At 63.3% G+C, this 24,161-nt stretch carries 20 protein-coding genes and 2 pseudogenes; 9 read left to right on the top strand and 13 right to left on the bottom strand.

The genetic code is table 11. The features are described from left to right. The 4 genes from T331_RS19580 to T331_RS0114885 all read right to left on the bottom strand — a co-directional run. On the bottom strand, positions 1-207 hold a 207-nt coding region (locus T331_RS19580; protein WP_155992739.1), incomplete at its 3' end, for a transposase. Positions 208-315: 108 nt separating this feature from the next. After that, complete coding sequence (locus tag T331_RS0114895; protein WP_026440599.1) at positions 316-1,041, bottom strand: ribonuclease activity regulator RraA; 726 nt, start codon at positions 1,039-1,041, stop codon at positions 316-318. A 7-nt stretch (positions 1,042-1,048) separates the two neighbouring features. After that, on the bottom strand, positions 1,049-2,782 hold the full coding sequence (araD, locus tag T331_RS0114890; protein WP_026440598.1) for an L-arabinonate dehydratase: 1,734 nt from the start codon (positions 2,780-2,782) through the stop codon (positions 1,049-1,051). 220 nt (positions 2,783-3,002) lie between these two features. Beyond that, complete coding sequence (locus T331_RS0114885) at positions 3,003-5,846, bottom strand: FAD-binding and (Fe-S)-binding domain-containing protein (RefSeq protein WP_035180339.1); 2,844 nt, start codon at positions 5,844-5,846, stop codon at positions 3,003-3,005. An 83-nt stretch (positions 5,847-5,929) separates the two neighbouring features. Here T331_RS0114885 and T331_RS0114880 point away from each other — a divergent pair, with 83 nt between their 5' ends. Continuing rightward, positions 5,930-6,844, top strand: a complete 915-nt coding sequence (locus T331_RS0114880; protein ID WP_244876973.1) for a LysR family transcriptional regulator — start codon at positions 5,930-5,932, stop codon at positions 6,842-6,844. 26 nt (positions 6,845-6,870) lie between these two features. Here T331_RS0114880 and T331_RS0114875 read toward each other — a convergent pair whose 3' ends face one another. The 3 genes from T331_RS0114875 to T331_RS19260 form a co-directional block, all read right to left on the bottom strand. After that, on the bottom strand, positions 6,871-8,349 hold the full coding sequence (locus tag T331_RS0114875) for a sodium:solute symporter family protein (RefSeq protein WP_026440595.1): 1,479 nt from the start codon (positions 8,347-8,349) through the stop codon (positions 6,871-6,873). Then, a complete protein-coding gene (locus T331_RS0114870) occupies positions 8,346-8,543 on the bottom strand; it encodes a DUF3311 domain-containing protein (protein WP_026440594.1) in 198 nt (65 codons plus the stop codon). Before T331_RS0114870 ends, T331_RS0114875 begins: the two co-directional genes overlap by 4 nt. 355 nt (positions 8,544-8,898) lie before the next feature. Further along, positions 8,899-9,432, bottom strand: coding sequence for a hypothetical protein (locus tag T331_RS19260; protein WP_051622412.1), 534 nt, complete (start codon positions 9,430-9,432; stop codon positions 8,899-8,901). 114 nt (positions 9,433-9,546) lie between these two features. On the opposite strand from T331_RS19260, the gene T331_RS0114860 reads away from it, so the two are divergent. The 3 genes from T331_RS0114860 to T331_RS0114850 are packed head-to-tail and all read left to right on the top strand — an operon-like array spanning position 9,547 to position 11,227. After that, positions 9,547-9,885 carry a cupredoxin domain-containing protein gene (locus T331_RS0114860; RefSeq protein WP_008495334.1) on the top strand — a complete coding sequence of 113 codons (339 nt, stop codon included), beginning with the start codon at positions 9,547-9,549 and terminating at the stop codon, positions 9,883-9,885. Then, the gene (locus T331_RS0114855; RefSeq protein WP_008495333.1) at positions 9,886-10,722 is read left to right on the top strand and encodes an FTR1 family iron permease; all 837 of its coding nucleotides are present in this window, start codon (positions 9,886-9,888) and stop codon (positions 10,720-10,722) included. Beyond that, entirely contained in the window at positions 10,715-11,227 is a 513-nt protein-coding gene (locus T331_RS0114850; RefSeq protein ID WP_026440592.1) for an iron transporter, read from the top strand. The genes T331_RS0114855 and T331_RS0114850 overlap by 8 nt, the downstream gene beginning before the upstream one ends. Positions 11,228-11,393: 166 nt before the next feature. On the opposite strand, the gene T331_RS0114845 is transcribed toward T331_RS0114850, so the two are convergent. From T331_RS0114845 to T331_RS0114820, 5 genes are all read right to left on the bottom strand, one after another. Beyond that, on the bottom strand, positions 11,394-11,789 hold the full coding sequence (locus T331_RS0114845; RefSeq protein ID WP_211248738.1) for an SHOCT domain-containing protein: 396 nt from the start codon (positions 11,787-11,789) through the stop codon (positions 11,394-11,396). A 159-nt stretch (positions 11,790-11,948) separates the two neighbouring features. Next, positions 11,949-14,978 carry an efflux RND transporter permease subunit gene (locus tag T331_RS0114835; RefSeq protein WP_035180337.1) on the bottom strand — a complete coding sequence of 1,010 codons (3,030 nt, stop codon included), beginning with the start codon at positions 14,976-14,978 and terminating at the stop codon, positions 11,949-11,951. Between the two features lie 4 nt (positions 14,979-14,982). Continuing rightward, the gene (locus tag T331_RS0114830; RefSeq protein ID WP_081822281.1) at positions 14,983-15,957 is read right to left on the bottom strand and encodes an efflux RND transporter periplasmic adaptor subunit; all 975 of its coding nucleotides are present in this window, start codon (positions 15,955-15,957) and stop codon (positions 14,983-14,985) included. Positions 15,958-16,020: 63 nt separating this feature from the next. Further along, complete coding sequence (locus T331_RS0114825) at positions 16,021-17,427, bottom strand: heavy metal sensor histidine kinase (protein ID WP_026440588.1); 1,407 nt, start codon at positions 17,425-17,427, stop codon at positions 16,021-16,023. After that, positions 17,424-18,095: a heavy metal response regulator transcription factor gene (locus T331_RS0114820; protein ID WP_026440587.1), complete on the bottom strand. Its 672-nt coding sequence runs from the start codon at positions 18,093-18,095 to the stop codon at positions 17,424-17,426. Before T331_RS0114820 ends, T331_RS0114825 begins: the two co-directional genes overlap by 4 nt. Positions 18,096-18,580: 485 nt before the next feature. Between T331_RS0114820 and T331_RS20050 the strand changes: the two are divergent. From T331_RS20050 to T331_RS0114810, 3 genes and pseudogenes are all read left to right on the top strand, one after another. Beyond that, positions 18,581-19,116, top strand: a pseudogene (locus T331_RS20050) (IS5 family transposase); the annotation flags it as partial. An 80-nt stretch (positions 19,117-19,196) separates the two neighbouring features. Beyond that, a pseudogene (locus tag T331_RS20480) lies at positions 19,197-19,403 on the top strand (transposase); the annotation flags it as partial. A 47-nt stretch (positions 19,404-19,450) separates the two neighbouring features. Then, positions 19,451-20,701, top strand: a complete 1,251-nt coding sequence (locus tag T331_RS0114810; RefSeq protein ID WP_026440586.1) for an IS701 family transposase — start codon at positions 19,451-19,453, stop codon at positions 20,699-20,701. A gap of 158 nt (positions 20,702-20,859) precedes the next feature. On the opposite strand, the gene T331_RS0114805 is transcribed toward T331_RS0114810, so the two are convergent. Then, on the bottom strand, positions 20,860-21,132 hold the full coding sequence (locus tag T331_RS0114805) for a LexA family protein (protein WP_026440585.1): 273 nt from the start codon (positions 21,130-21,132) through the stop codon (positions 20,860-20,862). Positions 21,133-21,171: 39 nt separating this feature from the next. Here T331_RS0114805 and T331_RS0114800 point away from each other — a divergent pair, with 39 nt between their 5' ends. Further along, positions 21,172-22,287: an IS630 family transposase gene (locus T331_RS0114800; protein WP_026440584.1), complete on the top strand. Its 1,116-nt coding sequence runs from the start codon at positions 21,172-21,174 to the stop codon at positions 22,285-22,287. A 388-nt stretch (positions 22,288-22,675) separates the two neighbouring features. Beyond that, a complete protein-coding gene (locus tag T331_RS0114795) occupies positions 22,676-24,106 on the top strand; it encodes an aldehyde dehydrogenase (RefSeq protein ID WP_280512649.1) in 1,431 nt (476 codons plus the stop codon). Positions 24,107-24,161 lie beyond the last annotated feature (55 nt).

Genomic DNA, 24,161 nt, shown 5'->3' with positions numbered 1-24,161 from the left:
CCAACGCCGGAACCGCGCATGTACCGCCGTCCATTTGCCAAACATCTCCGGCAAATCTCGCCAACGCGCCGCATTGCCAGCCATCCATAAGATCGCATCAACAAAAAGTCGGTTGTCCACCCCGCTTCGGCCAGGGGTGCCAACACGGCCAGGCAAGTGACCCTCAATGCGGTTCCATTGTTCGTCCGTCAGTGTCCGTCTGCTCAAGGCAAGAACCCTCCTCAAGCCTTGAATCAGAAATCACAAACAAAGGGAATCTATGAATGCAGACACGACCTAGACCCTCAAAAACTTTTGCGACTTCAGAGCCGGGGGTTAGCGGCCGTTGGCCTTGCGCCAAGCTTCGTAGGCGGATTGGTTCTCGTCTTTCGTGCAGGGATAAAGCCCGATGATGCCGGCTCCCGCCTGCACCTGCTCCAGCACGAAATCCTCGAAACTTTCCATACCAATGCACTCATCGGCAATCTCATCGACGATCTCAGCCGGGATCACCATCACCCCATCCTTGTCGCCGACCAGCACATCCCCGGGAAATACCGGCGCGTCGCCGCAGGAGATCGGCACGTTGATGTCGATCGCCTCATGCAGCGTCAGGTTGGTCGGCGCCGAGGGCCTGGCGTAATAGGCCGGCATGTCCAGCTTGCCGATGCCCTCCGCATCGCGGAAGCCGCCATCAGAGACCACCCCCGCCGCACCGCGCAGCGCCAGGCGGGTGATCAGGATGGAGCCCGCCGTCGCCGCCCTGGCATCCTTCCTGGCATCCATCACCAGCACATGGCCGGGCGGGCAGGTCTCGATCGCCACGCGTTGCGGATGCTGCGGGCTGCGGAACACCGTCATCGGGTTGCGGTCCTCCCGCGCCACGATATAGCGCAGCGTGAAGGCGGGGCCGACCATGTTGCCCTCCTTCGGCGCCACCGGCACCACACCCTGGATAAACTGGTTGCGCAGGCCGCGCTTATAAAGCGCGCTGGCGATGGAGGCGGTGGAGACCTTGCGCAATTTCTCGCGCGTGGCGTCTGACAATGTCGGGTTGCTCATCATATCCTCAGAAAATATCCGGCTCGCCGGCGGCGGGGCCGAAATCGGATTGCAGGAAGTCGAAATCGCAGCCTTGGTCGGCCTGGGTCACATGGTTCTGGAACATGTAGCCATAGCCACGGGAATAGCGCGGCGCGGGGGCCACCCAGGCGGCTTTGCGGCGGGCGATCTCGTCCTCATCCACCAGCATATCCAGCCGGCGATTGGGCAGATCCAGCTTCACGATGTCGCCGGTCTGCAGCAGCGCCAGCGGCCCGCCGATGAAGCTCTCCGGGGCGACATGCAGCACGCAGGCGCCGTAGGAGGTGCCGGACATGCGCGCATCCGAAATCCGCAGCATATCCCTGTGGCCTTGCTTGATCAGCGCCTTCGGGATCGGCAGCATGCCCCATTCCGGGAAGCCCGGCCCGCCTTGCGGCCCGGCATTGCGTAGCACCAGCACATGGTCCGGGGTGATGTCGAGATTCTCATCATCGACCGCCTTCTTCATCTCCGGATAGCTGTCAAACACCAAGGCCGGGCCTTGATGGACGTGATATTTCGGATCGCACGCCGCGGGCTTGATCACCGCCCCATCCGGGCAGAGATTGCCGCGCAGCACCGCCAGCGATCCTTCCTCATAGACCGGGTTGGAGAGCGGACGGATTACGTCGTCATTATAGACCTTGGCCCCTTCCAGGTTTTCGCTGAGGCTCTTGCCGGTGACGGTGAGCGCACTGCCATCCAGCCGCGCCTCGATCTGCTTCATCAACGCGCGCAGACCGCCCGCATAGAAGAAATCCTCCATCAGATAATCCTTGCCCGAAGGGCGGATATTGGCGATCAGCGGGGTGACGCGGCCCAGCGCGTCGAGATCATCCAGCGTCATGTTCACCTTGGCCCGGCGCGCCATCGCGATCAGATGCACCACCGCGTTGGTGGAACAGCCGGTGGCCATGGCGACAATCGCGGCGTTGCGGCAGGAGGCTTCGGTGATGATCTTCTCCGGGGTCAGATCCTCCCACACCATCTCGACAATCCGCCGGCCGCAGGCGGCGGACATGCGTTCATGTCCGGAATCCACCGCCGGGATGGAGGAGGCGCCGGGCAGGCACAGCCCCATCGCCTCGGCAATCGCCGTCATCGTGCTGGCGGTGCCCATGGTCATGCACACGCCCGGCGAGCGGGCGATGCCGCCCTGGATGCCGCGCCATTCATCGTCCGAGATATTGCCGGCCCGGCGCTCATCCCAGTATTTCCAGGCATCGGAGCCCGAGCCCAGCCGCTTGCCGGCATAATTGCCGCTCAGCATCGGCCCGGCGGGCAGGAAGATCATCGGCACACCGGCCGAGATCGCCCCCATCACCAGCCCCGGCGTGGTCTTGTCGCAACCGCCCATCAGCACCACCCCGTCCAGCGGATGGCAGCGGATCATCTCCTCCGCCTCGATGGCGAGCAGATTGCGATAGAGCATCGAGGTCGGCTTGATGTAGCTCTCATCCACCGAGAGCGAGGGCAACTCCACCGGCAGCCCGCCCGCCTGCAACACGCCGCGCTTCACATCCTGCACCCGCTCGGGGAAATGCGAATGGCAGGTGTTCAGCTCCGACCAGGTATTGAGAATGCCGATCACCGGCTTGTCCTTGAAGTCCGGCTCATCGAAGCCGAGCTGCATCATCCGGGAGCGATGCCCGAAGCTGCGCAGATCATCCGGCGCGAACCAGCGCGCGGAGCGGAGTTGAGCGGGGGTTTTACGGCTCATGGACAAGGGCCTTTACGATAATGCCAAACCAACAGCGCCAAGCCGCGCGGGCCCACGATGCCGAGACACCCGGCATGACATGTTTCCTCCTGGCTCGTTTCACGCCTTGGACCCAAAAATGCACTAATATATTAGCTTGTCAAGCGCCCTGACATAACCGGCGGCCATTTCGTCCCCCGGAACGCGTTTTCCGCATTGAGCTTTTATTTGGCGAGCCATTTCAAGGGGTTTTCCCGGCCAGCGCCTGGGCGATCAGCCCCAGCGGGTGGCGCAGTTGTTTGCCTGCGAGCCGCTCCGCCTGGCAGCGGCAGGAGAAGCCGCTGGCCGCCATTTCTGCCCCGCCCTCCAGTTTTTCCCGCCAGGAGAGATCGAACAGATGCCGCGAGACGCGCTGATGGCGCTCCTGGTGTCCGAACAGCCCGGCCATGCCGCAACAGCCGGTGGACGGCGTCTCCACCTCCAGCCCCAGCGCCTCATAAACCCGCCGCCACAGCGCCCCGGCGGCCGGCACGGCGGTGCTTTCCGTGCAATGGCTGAACAGCCGCATTGGCGCGCTGCCGGCGGCCTGCGGGAATACCCGCCCTGCCTCCAGCTCCCGCACCAGAAACTCCTGCGGCAAGGCCACAGACGGCGGGATGAGCCCGGCCTTCGGGTAATCCTGGCGCAGCTGCATCACCAAAGCCGGGTCCAGCCCGACCAACGGCACCCCCAGCCGCGCCAGCGCCGAGAGCGCCGCGCATAGCCGCGTCGCCATCGCCATGAAGGCGGGCAGCGCCCCGAATGTCTGCGCCACCTTCCCCGCCGGATGCAGCTTGAGCAGCCAGGGGCGATAGCCCAGTGCCTCCAGCCCGGCGATGGCATCGCGCTGCGCGGCGCCGTCGAACAGGACACTGAACCAGTCCTGCACCAGCACCACCGGGCGCGCGCCCAAAGCCGTGGCATCCTGCGGCAATTTGTCCAGCCGGTAGCGGCGCAGCGGCTTCGGCGCGTAATGCCCCGGCAGATCCCGCATCCCCAGCCCGCCGCCCAATTTCGCCAGCATTGGCCAGAGCGGGCGCAGCACCGGCGCGCAGGCGGCCAAGGCGGGGCTCAGCCGCTCGCCCAGCAGCGCCAGCCGGTCGGCCAGCGGGCGGGCGTGGCGGGCGTAATAATCCGCATAGAAGGCGCTGCGCAGCCCCGGCACATCCACCTGCACCGGGCAGGTTGAGGCGCAGGCCTTGCAGCCCAGGCAGCCATCCAGCGTTGCCAGCAGCCCGGCCTCCAAAGCTGGGTCTGCTGGCCCGCTCTGGCGCTGGCGGTGCCAGTCCCGCAGCGCGTCCGCCCGGCCTTTCGGGCTCTGCCGCAAATCCGCCGTCGCCTTGTAGGAGGGGCACATCGGCGTGCTCGCCTCATAGCTCAGACATTGCGCATTGCCGTTGCAGCGAAACGCCCCGGCCAGCGCATCGCCCTCCGGCGCGTTGAAGGGCCGGAACGGGGTGGTGAGAATGCCCAGCGCCCCTTCATCCCCGGTGACGAGCTTGCCAGGATTGAACCGCCCTTGCGGGTCGAACGCCGCCTTCACCTGGCGCAGCGCCGCATAAGCCTCCTCGCCGATCCACGCCCGCAGATAAGCACCGCGCACCCCCTTGCCGTGCTCGCCCCAGAACACCCCGCCATATTTACGGGTGAGCGCGAACACCGCATCCGAGACCGCGCCCAGCTTTTGCCGGTCCTCCGCGCTGTCGATATTCAGCGCCGGGCGCACATGCAGGCAGCCGACATCAACATGCCCATAAATGCCGAATTCCAGCCCCTGCCCCTCCAGCACCGCCAGGAATTCATCCAGGAAGGCCGGCAGGTTTTCAGGCGGTACCACGCAATCCTCGACGAAGGCCACCGGCCGCGCCGCGCCCTGGATTTTGCCCAGCAGCCCGACGCCGGCGGAACGGATCGCCCAGAGCGCTTTGATCTCCGCCAGCCCCTGCGCCATATGCACCGCCCGGGCGCCTTCCAGCCCCTCCAGACAGGCCAGGCAGGCTTCCAGCCGCGCCTCCAGCGCCGGCCCGTCAGTGCCGTTGAACTCGATGAACACATAGGCCAGGCGCTGCCCCGCCCCGGCGCGCAAGCCGGGCGGCAGACGCGCCAAGATCCCGGCCTCGCCGGCCAGGGCCTGAACCCGCTCATCCATCACCTCGATGGCGGTGGGCGCGAACGCCATCAGCGCCCCGGCGGCGGCCAAGGCCTGGCGGAACCGGCCGAAGCCCACCACCAGCAGCCGCTTCTCCGGCTCGATCCGCCGCAGCTTGACCCGGATGCGCGAAATCAGCCCCAGCGTGCCCTCCGCCCCCAGAAACAGCCGCCACCATTCGAACCCGCCCGCCTCCGGGCAGGCGCGCTCCAGGTCATAGCCGGTGAAGCGCCGGTTCAGGCGTGGCGTATGGGCGATGAAGGCCGCCCGCCCGGCCCGCGCCGCCGCCTCTGCCCGCGCCAGCATTCCGGTCGCCCAGTCCGGCGGCGCAGCGAGGCTGGAGAGCAGCCCTTCCGGGCGCGCCAGTTCCAGCCCGATGATATTGTCGCTGGTCTTGCCATAAACCCGCGAGCCCTTGCCCGAGGCATCGGTGCTGACCATGCCGCCGATGGTGCAGCGTGTAGAGGTCGAGGTTTCCGGCGCGAAAAACCAGCCGCTCGGGCGCAGCGCATCGTTCAACGCATCCAGCACCACGCCCGGTTCCACATCCGCCCAGCCTGCCTGCGCATCCACCGCCAGCACCCGGTTCATATGCCGCCTGGTATCGACGATGACGCCCCGGTTCAGGCTCTGCCCATTGGTGCCGGTGCCGCCGCCGCGCGCCGTCACCCCCAGGCTGTGAAACGCTGGCTGGTCCAGCACCGAAGCCAGCCGCGCCATGTCCGCGGCATCGCGCGGGGCGACGATGACATCCGGCATGATCTGATAAACGGAATTATCGGTGGACATCGCCACGCGCAGCGCAGCCTCGGTCTCGACCTCGCCGCCAAACCAGGCCTGGCGCAGGGCAGAGGCGAAGCGCTTCACCTGATCCATCTCCACCCCCATACCGTCCATGCCCGCCTCCCGTTTACAAGTCTCTTGAAACATGAACGGAGTGTTCGTAAAAATAGAAAAATATGAAGCTAAATTCAAATAATATGAACATAAACCTGCGGCATCTGCGGGCGCTGCACGCAATCTGGGCGCAGGGCAGCTTCACCCGTGCCGCCGCGGCGCTGGGCATTGTGCCCTCCGCCCTCACCGAGACCATCCGCCAGCTGGAAGCGGAAGCCGGCGCGCCGTTGTTCGACCGCACCACCCGCCCGCCTGCCCCCACCTTGCTCGGCCTCGCCTTCCTGCGCGAAACCGCACCGCTGCTGGCCGGGCTCGATGATGCGGTGGAGAGACTGTGCGATCAGGCCCGGCTGCGAACCGGGCAGCTGGCCATCGGCGCCGCGCCTTCGGCCATCTCGCGCCGGGTCGCCCCGGCGCTGGCGCGGTTTCGCCAGCTCAATCCCGGCATCGCCTGCCAGCTGCATGATGATGTCGCCGAGGCGTTGGCGGATATGGTCTCCGATGGGCAGCTGGATCTGGCGATTGCCGGGCGGGCCAGGTCATCGCCGGATCTGCGGCAGACGAAAATCGCGCGCGACCGCTTCGGGCTGGTCTGTGCCGCCGCGCATAAGCTGGCCGGGCGCGCACAAGTACGGCTGCAGGAGATCGACCCTGCCAGCCTGATCTCGCTCTCCGCCGCAACCGGCACCCAGCAATTGCTGCTGCATTGTCCGCAGCTGCCTGAAGCCTACCGGCAGACGACGCTGCTGGCCCATTCCACCATCGCCCAGCTCTGCATGATCCGCGCCGGGGTGGGGGTTTCGCTGATGCCCGAGAATGCCGCGTCGCTGTTCGAGGATCGCTCGATCCGCTTCGTGCCGATCGAGGATCTGGAGCTGTGGCGCACGCTCTATCTGCTGGAACCGGCCTTGCGCCTGCCTTCGCCGGCCGCCGCCCAGTTCGCCGCCCTGCTCCTGCAGGATAGCGGCGCCGCGGACCGGCAAGCCCCTCACCCGTAACCGCGGCGGCGCATGGCCAAATCCCGTCAGGCCTGGCCGTGCTCGTCGCGCAGCGCCACCCCGGAGCGCCGGGCGGTGAGAGCGCTGACAATCCCCAGCGCGATCAAATTGACGATCAACGCGACGATGCCGACATTCAGATCCCGAACCATTTCCGGCAAGGCGGGGAAGAGCGTGCCCATCGTCTGATGCGCGAGGGAGAGATAGACCACGGTGGCGACACCGGCGGCGATGCCGGCAAAGGCGCCCCATTTTGTCACCGGGCTGTTCGGCAGCAGGCTGCTGACCAGTGCGGGAAACAGCTGGGTGACGAAGCTATAGCCCATCAGCAGCAACGCCACGATGGTGGAATTCCCGGCGATGGCAAAGCCAGCGCCGATCAGCGCGATCACCGGCACCAGGATTTTCGCCAGCAGCACCGTGGTCTCGTCGCTGATCTGCGGCCAGAGCGGCGCCACCACGTTACGCGCGCACAGTGTCGCCGCACTCATGATGATCAGCGAGCCCGGCACCAAAGCCGTCAACACCCCGGCGGCGCCGACAATGCCGACCACCGCCGGTGGAAAGCTGGCGACGACGATTTTCAGCAGCGCCGAATTCGTCGCCCCGCCTTTCAGCCCCGGCACCTGCAGAAACGCCGTGAACCCGACAAAGATGATGAACAGCATCACCAGCTGGTAGAGCGGCAGCACGATCGCGTTCTTGCGGAACACGTCGGCATTGCGCGCGGTGTAGCAGGCCCCCATGGCTTGCGGCCACATGAAGAAACCAAGTGCTGTCAGCAACACCGTGGAGACGAACCAGGACACGCTCTGCCCGCTGGCGGCAAAGGCCAGGAAGCCCGGCCGCGCCTTGTCCACCGCCTCGAACATATGCGTGATGCTGCCGTAATAATGGATCGGCAGGTAGAAGCCGAGAAAGGCGGCGACCGAGAGGATCATCACATCCTTCACCACCGCCGTCCAGGCGGTGCCGCGCACGCCGGAGGTGATCACATACAGCACCACCACCGCCGCGCCGATCAGCACGGAGGCGGTCTTGTGAATGGAACCGTAACTCGCCGCCTCGACAATCACGCCAAGACCGACGAATTGCAGCACCAGATAGGGAATCAGCGCCACGATGCCGACCAGGGCGACGAAGATTCCCAGCGGCTTGCTCTTATATTTATGCGCGAAGAAATCCGGCTGCGAGACCAGATTATGCTCGCGCGCATAGGTCCAGACCGGCGGCAGGATGAAATACGAGATCACGTAGGCCAGCGTGCCGTAGGCGACGATGTAGTAGCAGGGCGCGCCGAACCCGTAGGCATAGCCGGCGGCGCCGAGGAAGGTGAAGGTGGTATAGATCTCACCGGCCAGCAGCAGGAAGACGAACAAGGTGCCAAGCCCGCGCCCGGCCACCGTCCATTGCTGCAGCCCCATCTCATGGCCGCTGCGCGCGGAAACACCAAGCCCCAGCGCCACCAGGGCGGCCAGGGCCAGCAACAGCAGAGCGATGCTCATCGGCCAGCCCCCTCTTTGCGCGATTGCAGATGATGGATCAGCGCCATGATGGCGGAGGTGAGGAACACCCAGAGCACGATCCAGCCGAGGCTGAAGGGCATTCCTAGAATATAGGGTGTGACACTGTTATGGACGATCGGCCCAATTAACATGCCAATAAATGGAATAACAGCAAGCAGCCCGGGATGTTTCATCATCTCGCCCCGTTGAAAATTTTATTGATGACGCGGGCCGTGTTGCCAAGCGCTCCCCGCTGAGTGGCTCACACCATCAGCCTTCCTCGGCAAATTTAGTCTGCGGCGATTAGGGATGGGATGCAAGCCTTATTTCAACGGGATAAAGGCAATTGCTAGGGCCGAATCACAGCAGCCCCGCGCGCGGCGGCGGGGAAAGCAACCCTGCCGACGCCGCGATCCGACCAGAGAGAGCCCGGCAAAGATCGGCTGATTGGAGTTACTGCCCGAAATTGCCCGTCCCGCGCTTGCCCCGCGCGGGAGTGAACCGCGCCAGCTTTGCCGGAGGCGCCACCGCTTGAGAGATTTGAGTGGGCTAGCTTCCCAGATATAGCCGGGGCGGCGGTTCAGCATTAAGGCACGCACAGAATATCGCCGCGCCCCACAGCGCCAAGGAGACAAACACGGCCCAATGGCCCGTCCGGACTTCGTCGTTGGAGGCAAGCTGCGGCGAAAGATATCGCCTGTTGAACCAGATTGCGTTCGCAATACCAAGGGCAATGAATAGCAGCTTCGGCGTCAGCCAGTCATGGCTGCCAACCGCAACAGGATCGTAAAAGAACAATGTGAAGCCGGTTAGCAAGGCAAGTCCGAATGCCGCGTACACAACCGGCAACACCAAACGCAGCAATGGCCGAACCGGCAGGTCGGGCGCAAAACCCAGCAAACGCAGATCCAATATGCATAAGGCGCCAAAAAACACGCAAACCGCCGCCACATGCAGGGCCCGAATCAAGAACTGCCAGGGCTGAAGCGCCACCGTGATATCGCGATTATACAACGCCACCAGCCAGTTGGCCGGAATCCGATAAGGATCGAGCGCGTTCGCAACCTCAACACCAAAAGTCATACTGCATTATCCCAGGATAATATTTGCTCTAGCCACTTGATAACGAGAATCGTTTTCAATAAGTAGCTCTTACAGCAATCGATAATTATTTGCAATTGATGGAGTGCGGCTCTCATGGCAAGCAAAGCCATTTATTTCAGGTGTCTGGCCGTTGGGGTTGTAGCATCGCTGTTGCCCGTGGCCGGCATGGCAGCACCGCTCAGCTTGGTGCTGGAGGCTCACCACTTCACGCCGGACCATATCGTCGTGCCGGCGGGCAGCCGGTTTAAATTGCTGGTGACCAGCCACGATACCACGCCGGATGAATTCGAAAGCCCGGATTTGCGGGTCGAGAAAATTCTCCTACCTGGCCAAACCATCTCTGTGATGGCTGGGCCATTGAGCCCCGGGCGGTACAAATTCTACGATGATTACCACCCTGAAGCCGCGCACGGCATTGTGGAAGCCAAATAGATGCTGGCCAGCTTCATCATTGTGTTTCGTGAGGTCTTGGAAGCGGGGCTCATCGTTGGCATCGTCATGGCCGCGACAGCAGGGGTGCCGCGCCGGGGACGCTATCTTTGGGGCGGATTGTTCGCCGGTCTGGCCGGAGCAGGATTGCTCGCAGCCCTACTGGGCGAGCTTACCCAGATGTTCGCCGGCAATGGACAGGACGTATTCGACGCGGCGATTCTGATTTTTGCCGTGCTGATGCTGGCCTGGCATGCGGCCTGGATGGCCCGGCACGGCCGGGAAATGGCCACGCAGATGCGCGACATGGGGGCTGAGGTGCTGGCTGGACAGCGCACCATGAAGGCCATGGCCGTGGTCATCGCCATCGCGATTTTGCGGGAAGGCTCGGAGGTGGCGCTCTTTCTGTACGGCATTGCCACGGCGGCGAACCTCAGTGCCGCGTCGCTCATCAGCGGCGGCATTCTGGGCGTTCTGGCGGGCGGGGCGGTGTCCTGGACGCTTTACCGGGGGCTGCTGGCCATCCCGTTGCGGCATCTGTTCGGTGTCACCTCCACGCTGATTTCCCTGCTCGCCGCGGGGATGGCGGGGCAGGCCGCCGCCCTCTTGGCCAATGACGATTATATTCCGGCATTGGGCTATCAGCTGTGGAACAGTTCCCGGCTGCTCTCCACAGGCTCCATTGCCGGCAAGGCTGCCCAGGCCCTTCTTGGGTATTCAGACAGACCGATGGGGATACAGCTGCTGGCCTGGATTGTTACGCTTTGCGTGCTGCTCTGGCTGTCTCACCGGCCTTCAAAATCAAAACATTCTTCTGCAGGAAATTTGAATCATGCGTAAGCTTATCCCACTCGTCTCGCTGTTCAGTCTCGTCGCCATGGCTGCCCACGCCAAGGAATATTATATCGGCGGTCCTGACCACCAGGACGATATGGAAATCGTTTCATCCTATCTGCTCGGCGTGAAGATGGACCCGATGCCACCCGACATGCCGATGGGGCCGGATACGATTCATCTGGAAGTGGATCTGCACGCCACCGCGAATAATCGCTGGGGTTACGCTGATCAAGCTTGGATCCCCTACGTCAAGATAAGCTACACGCTCACAAAGGAGGGAACGAATTGGAGCCATAAGGGTGTGCTTCTGCCGATGTCCGCCGATGACGGGCCGCATTATGCGGATAGCCTGGCAATGGACGGCCGGGGAACATATCACGTTCTCTACAGCTTCGAGCCGCCCTCAGTGAACGGATATTACCGCCATACGGACGCCGCGACCGGGATTCCGCCCTGGTGGAAACCTTTCACGGAAAGCTTCAACTTTACCTATCCGGCCAAAGGCTGATCAGACCCAACGCCCCGCTTCGCCGGGGCGTTTTGGTATCTGTCCGACACCGGGGAGACGTTGGTCATTCCTTCGCGAATCAGTTCCGACGTCTCCCTACCCCACACTTTCAGAAAAAATTCAGGTATGATGCTTATCGGTCTCATCAGCCGTGGCCTTGAGGCGGTCAGTTGCCCAGAATATCGCGCTTTTTCTGCAGATATTCTTCGCGCTTGATTTCGTCGCGCGCGTAACGCTCATCGAGCGCGTGCAGGCCCGGCCCCCCGCCGCCGGTGGAGCGCATTTGCTGATGCGGTGCATGCGCCGTCCAGGTGAGTGCCCGGAAGATGAACAATAGAAGTGCCGCGATCAGAACAGCGGCAAAGATCATCATGAGCCATCCGCCGCCGCCCCAACCGCCATAGCCCATCATCGGCACACCACCGCCCCATCTGCCCATCATCCAAGGCCCTGGCCCGTAGCCGTTACAGCCTTGCCCTTGGAAGGCGGCATTGGCGTCGGCCGCCATATTCGCGGCTGGAGAATCAGCCCACGCGATGGGCGCGGTGATGGTGAATGCCAAGACTGTGGCGCTCGCTTTCCGAAAGAAACCAGACATGTTTGGGTCCCATCTTTTGAAGGATTCAGAGCGTGAGTTCTATATCGCGCGCCTAAAAGCCGCGCATTGATCTTGCTCAATGCGCGGCCCAGTCGCCGTCGTGAGAATATCAAGCTCTTTGCTTCATGCTTGCCGCTTCGGCTTGCGCCCGGTGAGATACAGCGCCGGCAGCAGGTTGGTGCAGAGCAGCGCGCTCCAGAGAATGCCGCCGCCGATGACCACCGCCAGCCCCTGCTCAGGCGCGGCGCCTGTGCCAAAGCCCAAAGCGGTGGGCAGCATGCCCAGGATCGCAACAGCGGTGGTGAGGAAGATGGGGCGGAACCGCACGTTCAGCGCCTCGTCCACGGCCTCCTCCGGGCTCATTCCCGCCGCCTCGTTGCGCTGGGCGCGGTCCAGCAGCACGACGCCGTGATTCAGACTCACCCCCGCCAAGGCCAGGAAGCCGATCAACCCGATGCCGTTCAGCCCCAGCCCGCTCGCCGCCAGGGCCAACCCGCCGCCGGTCATCGCCAGCGGAATCTGCGCCAACAGCAGCAACGGTACGCGCCGGCCAGAGAAGCGCAGAAACAGCACCCAGGCCAAAGCCGCGATGGCGGCGATGGCGGCTATGCCCACCCCCAAAGCAGCGCGCTCCAGCATCGGGTACAGCCCACCGAAAACGATCCGCTCGCCCGGCGGCAGCTTCAGCCCGGCCAAGGCGCGCCGCGCCTGGGCGATGGCGATATTGGGCGCTGTGGTGGGGGTGGCGAGAATTTCCAGCGCCCGTGCGCCATCAATATGCATGAACTGGTTGGGGCTGGTGGTGAGGGAGATATCCGCCAGCGCGCCCAGGGGCGTGGCGCTGTTTGGCCCCACCGGCAATGCCGCGAGCCCTTGCTGGGAGAGCAGGCGCGGATCTGGCAGGCGCAGATAAAGCGGCAGTGGCGCGGCGCCATCCGGCAGTTCCGTCACCACTTGTCCCGCCATCAGGGCGGAGACCTCACCGCTCAACACCGAGGGCGTCATCCCGGCCGCGGCGAGCGCCGCCGGGCGTGGGGTAATGCGCAACTGCGTTTCGGGATAGCCCTGGTCGTTGAACAGATCGCTCAGCCCCGGCACGCGGCCAAGGCGCTGGGCGATGGCCTGGGCGGTAGCGGACATCTGGGAAAGATCATCGCCGTATAAATCCAGGGCGAAGGGCTGCGGCAGGCCGTTCAGGCTCTCGCCCAGCCGTTCGATGGTGGGCGTGTCAATGCCGGTTTGCAGCGAGGGGAATTGCGTTTCCGCCTGCACGCGGTTGGCGATGGCATCCAGGCTGGCACCACCCGCACCTGGCTTGAGCCGGATGGTGATCTCCCCGGCATAGGCAGGTTCGGTATAGGTGGAGCCCGCCGCCGAGCCGATGCGTGCCAGCACGTGCTCAACCGCCTTGTCTTTCGCCAGCCGGGCGGAGAGACGGCGCATCACCGCGTCCGAATCCGCAAGCGAGGTGCCGGGGGCGAGGGTAAAGGATTCCAGCAGTACACCCTCATTCGGCAAGGGCAGCACATTTACCGAGACCAGGCTCATCGCGCCGAGGCTCGCCAGCAGCAGCGCCACGCAGGCCAGCACGACGCGTTTCGGGTAGGCCAAGGCGAGGCGGAACAGGCGGCGGTTCCAGCCCATCAGCCGGGTGAGCAGCACATTTGCCGCGCGCGGCGGGCGCACGGCATGGCGCGGCAGCAGCCCCAACCCCAGCGGAATCAGCGTCAGCGACACCAGCAGCGAGGCGCCGAGCGCGAAAATCATGGCCAGCGCGAAGGGGACGCAGAACAGCCCCGCCAGCCCGCCGGTAAAGAGCAGCGGCACGAACACCAGCGCGGTGGTAAGCGTGCCGATCATGTCAGGCGCCATGATCTCCCTTAAGCCGCGCCAGATGCCAGGCCAGGTTGCGTCGCCCGCTTCCCAGCGGTGGAAAATGCTCTCCAGCACGATGATGGAATCATCCGCCACCAGCCCGAGCGCCACGATGATGGCGCCGAAGGTGAGCAGGTTGAGGCTCTGCCCGGTGGCGTACAGCCCGGCGATGCCCAGCAGCAGCGATGTCGGCAGAGACAAGGCCAGCAACCAAGCCCCGCTGCCTGCCCCCAGCACCGCGAGCAGCCCGGCAATGGCCAGCACGCCGCCAATGAGCAGATTGCGGCGCAAATCATCGCTCGTGGCCCGCACCAGATGGCCCTGGTCGTAAATCCGCAGCACGGAAACGCCGTCCGGCAGAGTCACGGATTTGATCGCCCGCGCGAGGGCTCGCGCCACCGGTAAGGTGGAGGCGCCCTGCTGCTTGAACACAACAAGCGCAATCGCGGGGGTTCCATCCAGCAATTCGCGCTGATGCACCGGTTCCGTGCTGTGCAGGACGCGCGCCAGCGCGCCCAGCGGAATCGGGCCGTGCGGCCCCATCACCGGCGTTTGCGCCAGTTTTGCAGCGCTCGGCGCATTGCCGAAAGTGATGAGGGAGTCGACATGGCCAAGGCTGAGCGTGCCGCCCGGCACCAGCATGGTCTGCCCAGCCAGCGCCTGTTGCAAGGCCTGCACGGAGACCCCGGCCTGTTCCATGGCGGTGAGGTTGGGTTGTACCCATAGCGCCTCGCCGCCGAGCCCGGCGGAGGTGACGAGCTGCACCCCCGGCACGGCGCGCAAGGCCGGGACCAATTGCATCGCCACCGCGCGGGCCGCCCGCGCCTGTGATATGCCGGGGGCAATGCGAACCGCATAATCCGCCACCTCATTGATGGCATTGCCCATGATCTGCGTGAACGGCTGCACGCCCGGCGGCAGGCTGGTCTGGGCCCGCTCGATGGCGCCGTTCACCGCCTGCAAATCCGCCTGGGCGTTGGTGGTGGCGGCAAAACGCAGATCGGTCTCCACCAGCCCGTCGCTGATGGTGCTGCGGACATTCGAGACACCAGGTAAGCCGAGCAACACACCTTCCAGCGGGGTGGCAACCATCGCCTCCATATCCGTGGCGGTGGTGCCGGGCAGATGCGCCGTCACGCTGATCTCGGGATAGTTGAAGGCGGGCAGCACCTCTTCGGGGATATTGAACTGGGCGAACAGCCCGTAGCCGAGCAAGGCGGCATAGATCATCAGCCACAGAGCCGGGCGACCCAGCAGGCGGCGTAAAGCGGCGGGCATGGCGTTAATCCGGCGGCTGGTAAAGGCCAGCGATGCCGCGATGATACAGCAAGGCGGCATCCTGGACGATGACCTGATCCCCGGCCTTGAGGCCGGAGAGAATAGGCGTTTCAGGGCCTTGCGTTGCGCCCGGCACGACCGGGGCGGCGTGGTCGCCCTGTGCGTCATGCAGCATCACCCACCAGCGCCCGTTATCCAGCACCAGCGCTTCGCTGGGGACCAGCAGGACAGGGCGGGGCGGCAAGGAAAGACTGACCGCGCCGGATTCGCCGGGCTGAAGGCCGTGGCCCGCGAAAGCAAGGACCAGCCCGCCATCGGACTGCGTGGCTTGCACCCCGCGCAGCGTGATCGGCATAGCCGGCGCGCCATCGGCGGGCGTGAACCGGGCCGCCATACCGGGGGCAAGCGTTTCCGCCTGCGCGCCATACAGCACCGCCTTCACCCATGCGCCGGCGGCGGGTTGTATCACGGCCACTTCCTGCCCCGGCGCCAGGGCGGCGCCTGGCCCAACCGCGAGGCTTTGCACCTGCCCGGCCACCGGGCTTTGCAGGCGGGATGCGGCGCGCAACGCCAGGAGGCTGGCCCGCGCTGAAACCGCCGCCGCGCGTGCCTGCGCCACCGCGGCTCTCGTCCCGAGATGGTCCGCGAACTTACCCTGTTCTGCCGCCAAGGCGGCATTGGCGGCGTTGCTGGCCCCTTGCGCTGTAGCCAGTGCCGCGGCGAGCTGCGCCCCGCCAAGCAGGCCTATGGGCTGGCCAGGACGCACACTTTCGCCCGGCACCACGGCGAGGCTGGTGAGCACGCCGGCTTGCAGGGCGGTAATGGGGACCGGCGCGCCCGGTTGCACGCTGGCGAAACCGGAAAGAACCGGGGCGAATTGGCTGGTCCGTACTGTCACCCAGCCCCCAGGTGCCTGGGCGGTAAGCGCCAGCAGCGTCAGGACAAGGCCGAGCGGCGCGGATCGTAAGCGTCGAATCATCAGGCCTTGATAAGCGCGCCCTCTGGACGAAACGGCGCCATTTCGATGATAATTTTATCATTTTCACGCCTCCATGGACGGAAACTGCAAGCTCACGCATGTTCCCTGCCCTGGCACGCTCTCGATCGTCACCCGCCCGCCATGCAGCTCCATGATCGAACGCACGATAGACAGCCCCAGCCCTGAGCCTTGCGCTGCCTTGTGGCCGCGCGCCGGGTCGGTCTGGTAGAAGCGGTCGAACAGCCGGGGCAGATGCTCTGGCGCGATACCCGGCCCCTGGTCGGAAACAGAGATGTCCACGCCGCTGGCCGGGCTGCCCGAAATGGCCAGAACGATCTCCGAGCCCGGTGGCGCATGGCGCACGGCATTGGCCAACACATTGCCCAACGCCTGGCGGAGCAGCAGCGTATCCGCGTAGAACGTGGCCGCACCTGCGATGCGCAGGCGCAAATCCTTGGGGCGAGACTGAGCCTCATAGTGCGCCGCCACCCAGGCGCAGATTTCACTGGCCTCGCAACGCTCAAGGCGCAACGCGTGTCTGGGGTTCTCCACCCGGGCCAGAAACAGCAAATTCTCGATCAGCCCGGTGAGGCGCTGCGCGTCCTCGATCGCGGAAGCGATGGCGGCCCGGTATTCCGCCTCGTCACGGGGGCGGATGAGGCAGACCTCCAGACTCCCGGTGAGATTGGAAAGCGGGGTGCGCAGCTCATGCGCGATATCCGCCGAGAAACGGGAGAGACGCTCGAAACTGGATTCGAGATTATCCAGCATCTGGTTGAACACCTGCACCAGCCCGGTCAGCTCGCGCGGCCAGGGCGGGTCCTGCGGAATGCGCCGGGACAGCTGGGCGGGGGTAATGCTCTGCGCCACCTTGGCGATGCGCGTCAGCGGCGCCAGGGCATGGGTGGCGGCCAGCCGTCCGGCTCCCAGCAAAAGCGGCACCATCAGCAGGAAGAACACGGCCAGCGCGCGGTGAAAATCAGTCAGCAGGGCTTCATCCCGCGTGATATCCAGTCCGATTTGAAGGCTGACATTCTGTGGCCCTTGCAGGGGCAGGCTGGTCAGCAGCCAGGAGCTGTTGCCGGTTTGGTCGCGGATGAGGGTTAGAGCCTGCACGCCACGCTCGGCGGGAAATAAGCGCGCGGGCAGCAAGGCGGCCATGCCTGGCGTTTCGCCTGCCTGCTTGCCCGCCACCAGCACCCTGGCTTCATAGGAACGCAGGCGCGCGCCGTCGGTTTCCTTCAAGATCTCATTGATGAGCCGGTCTGGCTGGCCGCCGCCATCATTCAGATCATCCTGAAACTCCGCCGCCTTGGCCTGGAGAAAATCCCGATGCGCGACAGTGAAATTCGCCTCCAGCTTCCAGTTTGCCAGCAACGCGAACAGCCCCACCGCGAGGAGCGCCCCCAGCGTGTAGAGCAATGCGAGCCGCCCGCTGATGGAGGCGGGAGGAAGGACACGGCGCATCATGTATCCAGCACATAGCCGGTGCCGCGAATTGTGTGCAGCAAGGCCGTATCAAAAGGCGTGTCCAGCTTGGCGCGCAGGCGGCGGACCAGCGCGTCCACCGCATTGGCTTGCTGGTCGTGGAACAGGCCCCAGATTGCCTCGGCGATGAGCGTGCGCGAGAGCACCCGCCCCTGGTTGCGCGCCAGCAACAGCAGCAGCGCATATTCCTTGGAGGTCAGCTGCAGCCCCATGCCGGCACGGCTGACACGGTGGCGCAGCGTGTCGATCTCCAGATTCCCCACGGTCATTAGGCTGGAGCCGGGTGCCGCCTTGGGCAGACGCGCCAGATTACGCAGCCGGGCCAGCAATTCCGCGAAGGCAAAGGGTTTGATGAGATAGTCGTTGGCGCCGAGATCAAAGCCGCGCACCCGGTCCTCCACATGATCGCGCGCCGTCAGGAACAGCACCGGCGTGGCCCGCCCGGCGGCACGCAGACATTTGAGCACCTCCCAGCCATCGAGGCCGGGCATCATCACATCCAGGATGATCGCGTCAAATTCGCGGGCCAGCGCCAGGGCAAGCGCGTCCGCGCCGTTGCTGACGGCGTCCACAACATGACCTTCCTCACGCAACCCCTTGGTGAGGTAGTTGATCGTCTTCTGCTCATCCTCGGCTAATAGCAGCTGCATGGCCCGTTCCGTGAAAACATGGTGTCGTAAGCATACCAGCCCGCGCGCCCGTAGGAAGCAGGAATGAACAAACCCCTATTTCAGCTAGAGCAATATGTGTTGAGCTTGATGCGACAGCAAGTTAAGCCAACACGGCTTTGTCATCGAACTCCATAGGGCTGACATACCCTCCGCAGCATTCCAGCGGTGCTTAGCACCGCTGGAACCTTGGCTGCACCGCCTCGTTTCGAATGCCTGCGCCGTGGATGGTAGAATCGCTCGATATAGTCGAACATATCCGCCCTGTCCCCCCGTAAGCGCCCATGAGACAAACCTGTCATCTTGGATAGCGAAGCACAGTCTACGATCTTTGAGGCCCTCAAAGCGAATTAGCGGGGCAGGACCTTCGATCGGCTCCGCCTATGAATGGCCTTTCCCGACGGTTTCGTCCGAGCGTCGACTGGCGAAAACACCACTAGGATAAGGTCATTCCTCTTCCTCGCTTTCATGCGGGGGTTTGGGAAGCGCTCTTCAAAACCCTAACCAACACGCGGATTTTGAATATGTCCTGATTGATAGCACCATTTCGAAAGTCCATGCCGATGCGGCAGGGGCAAAAGGGGGGGGGCTGAACCTACCACCATCGGTCGTTAACGGGGGGCTGGCGACCAAGCTGCACGCGGTCGTCGATGCGCTTGGCTTGCCGCTGCGCATCCACCCCACACCAGGACAACACGGCGATTCCCCGCAGGCGCAAACCCTCCTGAAGGGCTTGCAGGTTGTCGGCCACGTCATCGCCGACGCCGCTTACGGCGCCGAAGACTACTGGATTTCATTGCCAATGATCTCGGCGCAACCACCCACATAAAAGCCAATCCCAGCCGCGCCATCACCCCGCCAATCGATTGGAGGCTCTATAAGGAACCGCGTCAGGTCGAGTGCTTCCTCAACAAACTCAAGCGCTTCCGAAGGATCACCCAGATGCGGAAAAACCACCACTGCTTTCATGGGCTTCATATATCTCACTTGCGCGATGATCTAGGACTAATCGACATTCAGGACTTTCGGCACGAGTAGGGATGGTGATTCATATTGTTCCAGACTAGATGATCTGGAGTCAGCATGGCCCCGAAGCGCTACGAACTTTCCGAGAAACAGTCGGTGCGCATTAGCCCGCTGATCGCGGGCAAAGCCTCTGATCCAGGCCAGATAGGCACCGACAATCGGTTGTTCGTGAATGCAGGTCTTTAGGTGATCCGGTCGGGCGCCCACTGGCATGACCTGCCGGAGCGTTACGGCAGGTACAAATCCGTGCATAAGCGGTTCACCAGCACTACAGTTGCATTTTATCGCAAGTTCTGAATCAATGGGTAACCATGATTCAAGCTCTGATAAGTGGCGGCGCATCTGTTGAAGACACATTAGAACTTTGGGCGTCGTCGCTCCGAGATGTGAAGGGACGGGTAAGACCATTGTTCACGCAGGCGCGTGTTGCGGCGTCGGCGGGCGATTTTCTTGATACGCTTCTTGGCAATGAGCCGCGCAAGACCGGGTGGATGCGCGCCGAGGCGGCGGGTGATCCTGGTCCATGGCGGCAGCAGGCGCTGCTTGGGCGGGGGCGCTGGGATGCCGATGTCTTACGCGATGTCGTGCGGAACTATGTTGTCGAGCATCTGGCTGGGGATGACGCGGTTCTGGTGATTGACGAGACAGGTTTCCTCAAACAGGGCCGCACGTCATGCGGCGTTGGCCGGCAATATACGGGCTCCGCGGGCAAGATCACAAATTGTCAGATTGGCGTATTTGCTGCGTATGTCTCGTATAAGGGCCACGCGTTCATCGACCGTGCACTATATCTGCCGAAAGCCTGGACATCCGATCCGGCGCGGATGGAGGCCGCGCATGTGCCTGACACGATCGCATTCGCAACCAAACCGACGCTGGCTTCGGCGATGATCGACCGAGCGGTTGCCGCTGGCGTTCCATTTTCCTGGGTTGCCGCTGACAGCGTTTATGGGGTGGGCGAAGTGGAGAAAACCCTGCGCCGGGCCGGTCGCGGCTACGTGCTGGGGGTGAATTCCAATCACTGGTTTGGCTCCTGGAGCACGGCGCCGCTGATCGCCGGCGAGGCCAAAGACATCGCCCAGGACTTGCCGGCGGAAGCTTGGCAACGCTTGTCGGCGGGGCTCGGCACCAAGGGCGAGCGGCTCTACGACTGGGCCTATTGTCCACTAGCGGATCTTGACGCCGAAGAATTCGACGCTCCCACGCCGGGTCTGTGGACGCGGGGACTGCTGATCCGGCGCGGCATCGCCGATGGCGAATGCGCCTATTTCACCACCTGGTCTCCGCACGGCACGTCAATCGATACGCTGGTCCGCGTGGAAGGAACACGTAGGCGGATCGAAGAAGGTTTCGAAACCGCCAAAAACGAACTCGGCCTCGACCATAACGAAACCCGCTCCTGGCACGGCTGGCATCGTCATGTCTCTCTCGTCATGCTCGCCTATGCCATGATGGCCGCTGTCCGCTATCGCGCCAACGCCATCACGCCGAAAAAAACGAAGCGCAGGACGGACAAGAACTCATCCGATGGTCCATCCAAGAAATCCGGCGCCTCGCCCTGAAGCTCGCTCAACGGCGACTTCCCGTCGAGCGCATCCTCAAATGGTCAATATTCAGACGAAGCCATCAAGCCACAGCCAGACATGCCCATCTCAAATCAAAAATGCAACTGTAGTGCTCGTACCTCTGCACAGAGAATTTGACGGGTTGCTGTTTGATTTCAGCGCAGAATTGGCAACGCCTCTGGTGCGATCATGAGTTGGATACTGCGGGCTATGCCCTGGTCACGTTTAATGAGGCCATTTCGTTCGAGGGTGAGTACCATTTGGTGGACGGTGGGTGCGGTGACCTTAAAGTGCCGCTGCATATCTGCTTCAGCGGGTGGGCGCCCGAGCACGCGCGTATAGGCATAGATGAAGGCCAGGTATTGCCCCTGCGTGGTGGTGAAGCGGGGCTCTGTGGCCGGGATATTTTTGTCAAAGAATTGATTCATTTTGGATTCATCTGAGCCTTGAACTGCAAGGAAACTCAGATGAATGTACGGTATCGGGTCGAACTCACGCAATCGGAACGTGATGAACTCACGGCGCTTTTGAGTGGCGGCCGGCACGCGGTGCGCAAGCTCAAGCGGGCGCAGATTCTTTTGGCGGCCGATGCGGGGACCAGCGATGAGCAGATCTCCGCGACCCTGAGGGTTAGCGGATCAACCATTTATCGGACCAAGCGCCGCTTCGTGGAAGCAAATTTGGAAGGGGCGCTGAGCGAGGAACCGCGCCGCGGCGCCGGACGTAAGCTGTCAGGCAAGGAAGAAGCGCTGCTGGTGGCAACCGCCTGCTCGAAGCCTCCGCCAGGTCGAGCGCGCTGGACCCTTGAACTTTTGGCCGGAGCATTGGTCAAGCTCACCGAGCATGAAGAGCTTTCTCGCGAGACGGTCCGCCGAAGGCTGGCGGAGAATGACCTGAAGCCATGGCGCAAGGACATGTGGTGCATTCCAAAGGTCGATGGCGAGTACGTCGCCCGCATGGAGAACGTGCTTGATCTCTACGCCGAAGTTCCTGATCCGCAACGGCCAGTGGTGTGCTTCGACGAGAGCCCAACCCAGCTCATCGGCGAAGTACGCCAGCCAATTGCGGCCAAGCCGGGCCACCTGGAGCGCTATGACTGCGAATATCGCCGCAATGGAACGGTCAACCTGTTCATCTTCCTTGATGCCCACCGGCCATGGCGCAGGGTGAAGGTCACTGACCGGCGCACCAATCTGGACTTCGCCCATTGCATGCGCGATCTGGTCGATCTCCATTATCCCGACGCCCCCGTGGTCAGGGTGGTGCTGGATAACCTCTCAACCCATTCTTCCGGGGCAATCTATGACGCCTTTCCCGCACCCGAAGCGCGCCGCGTGCTCAAACGGCTGGAGTTCCACCACACGCCGAAACACGCAAGCTGGCTCAACATGGTTGAAATCGAGATCGGCGTCCTGCGCAGCCAATGCCTCGACCGACGCATCGACAACAAAGATCAACTCGTCGCAGAAATTGCCGCTTGGGAGACGCAGCGCAATGCCGACAAAGCCCAGATCAACTGGATGTTCACAACCGAAAAAGCCCGTGAAAAACTCCGCAAGGCATACCCGGTCAAAGAGTCATAATCTCTGTGCAGAGGTACTAGATTGCCGCGGCAGCATCACTCTAAACATTTAAAACTAACAAGGCATCTCTCTCCCGGAATTGCGATGCCCAGCCGAGCGGTTGGGTGATCCGTGCCATGAAGCGGGCGTGCTGGTGAAGGGTTTCAAGTGGGGCCGTCTTATATATCCGCGCGGCGTACAGGACGCCATGAGCCCCTGTGCTGCACCGAATCAGGCGCTCAGGGCTGAGATGCGTGACGGGAGCCATGAGGTAACTCGCCTCCGGCCGAGAGCCAGCTATGCAAGAGCTTTTCCGTTTTGTATTATTTTTTTGTCTGACAATTATTCTTGCCACCTCGCAGATAAGGAACGCCGAATGCCCAAGGAGTTTACTACAACCAAGGTTGGCCTGTTCATCAACGGTGCTTCTCTTGATGCTGGGACATATTTCGAGCGAATCAATCCCCTTTCCGGCAAGGCCGTGACCCGCGCCGTGGCGGCGACAATCGCGCAGGCAGAGGACGCGGCGAACGCCGCAGGGGCGGCGTTTCCGGCCTGGGCGGAGCTGGGGCCAGGTGCACGGCGCGGCCTGCTTCTGAAAGCCGCTGACGCGCTCGCCAGCAAAGCTGATCAATTCGTAGCGGCGATGCGCGATGAGATCGGCGCCACCGAGGCGTGGGCGCGGTTCAACGTCATGCTCGCCGCCAACATGGTGCGCGAAGCCGCCGCGCTGACAACCCAGATCGCCGGCGAGGTGATCCCCTCTGACAAGCCAGGCTGCGTCGCCATGGCCGTCCGCGAGCCGGCTGGGGTGGTACTGGGCATCGCCCCGTGGAATGCGCCGGTCATCCTCGGCACCCGCGCCATCGCCACGGCCCTGGCATGCGGCAATACGGTGGTGCTGAAAGCTTCGGAACAATGCCCCCATACCCATGCGCTGATCATCCAGGCCTTTGCCGAAGCAGGATTTCCGGCGGGCGTGGTCAATCTGGTCACCAACGCGCCTGAGGCCGCCGCCGAAATTGTCGGCGCGTTGATCGACCATGCGGCCGTCAGGCGGATCAATTTCACCGGCTCGACGACCGTCGGGCGGGTCATCGCCAAGCGCGCGGCTGAAACTCTCAAGCCGGTGCTGCTTGAGCTTGGCGGCAAGGCCCCCTTCCTGGTGCTGGAGGATGCGGATCTCGACGAGGCGATCAAGGCGGCGGCCTTCGGCGCGTTCATGAATCAAGGCCAGATCTGCATGTCCACGGAACGCATCATCGTCACCGATGCTGTGGCGGACGCCTTCACCGCCGGCTTACAGGCCAAGGTGGCGACGATGAAGGCTGGCGATCCCGCACTTGGCCAAACGCCTCTGGGCTGCGTTGTGGATTTGAAAACCGTGACGCATGTGCAATCCCTCATCGCGGAAGCGCTGGCGGCAGGGGCGATGCAATTGAATGGCGGCGAGGCGGATGGCGTGATCATGCCGGCGCATGTGATCGACAAGGTGACCCCGCAGATGCGGCTGTTCCGCGAAGAGAGTTTTGGCCCCGTGGTTGCCGTGATCCGCGCGCGCGACGAGGCGCATGCGATCGAGCTGGCAAATGATTCGGAATATGGCCTGTCCGCCGCCGTGTTCACCCGCGATACCGCGCGTGGCTTGCGCGTGGCCAAGCAGATCAAATCCGGTATCTGCCATATTAACGGCCCCACCGTGCATGATGAGGCACAGATGCCGTTCGGCGGCACCAAGGCATCCGGCTATGGGCGCTTCGGCGGCAAGGCGGGGATCGACGCTTTTACCGAACTGCGCTGGATCACCATTGAGACCCAGCCCGGCCATTATCCGATATGATCAGACAAACCGACAAAAAACCCGGATCGGCCAGACAGGCTGATCCGGGTTTTCT

It is taken from the genome of Acidocella facilis ATCC 35904 (assembly GCF_000687875.1).
In the GTDB taxonomy this organism is placed as follows: Bacteria; Pseudomonadota; Alphaproteobacteria; order Acetobacterales; family Acetobacteraceae; genus Acidocella; species Acidocella facilis.
Note: the sequence above shows the minus strand (reverse complement) of the source record. Positions and strands in the feature narration are given on the sequence as shown.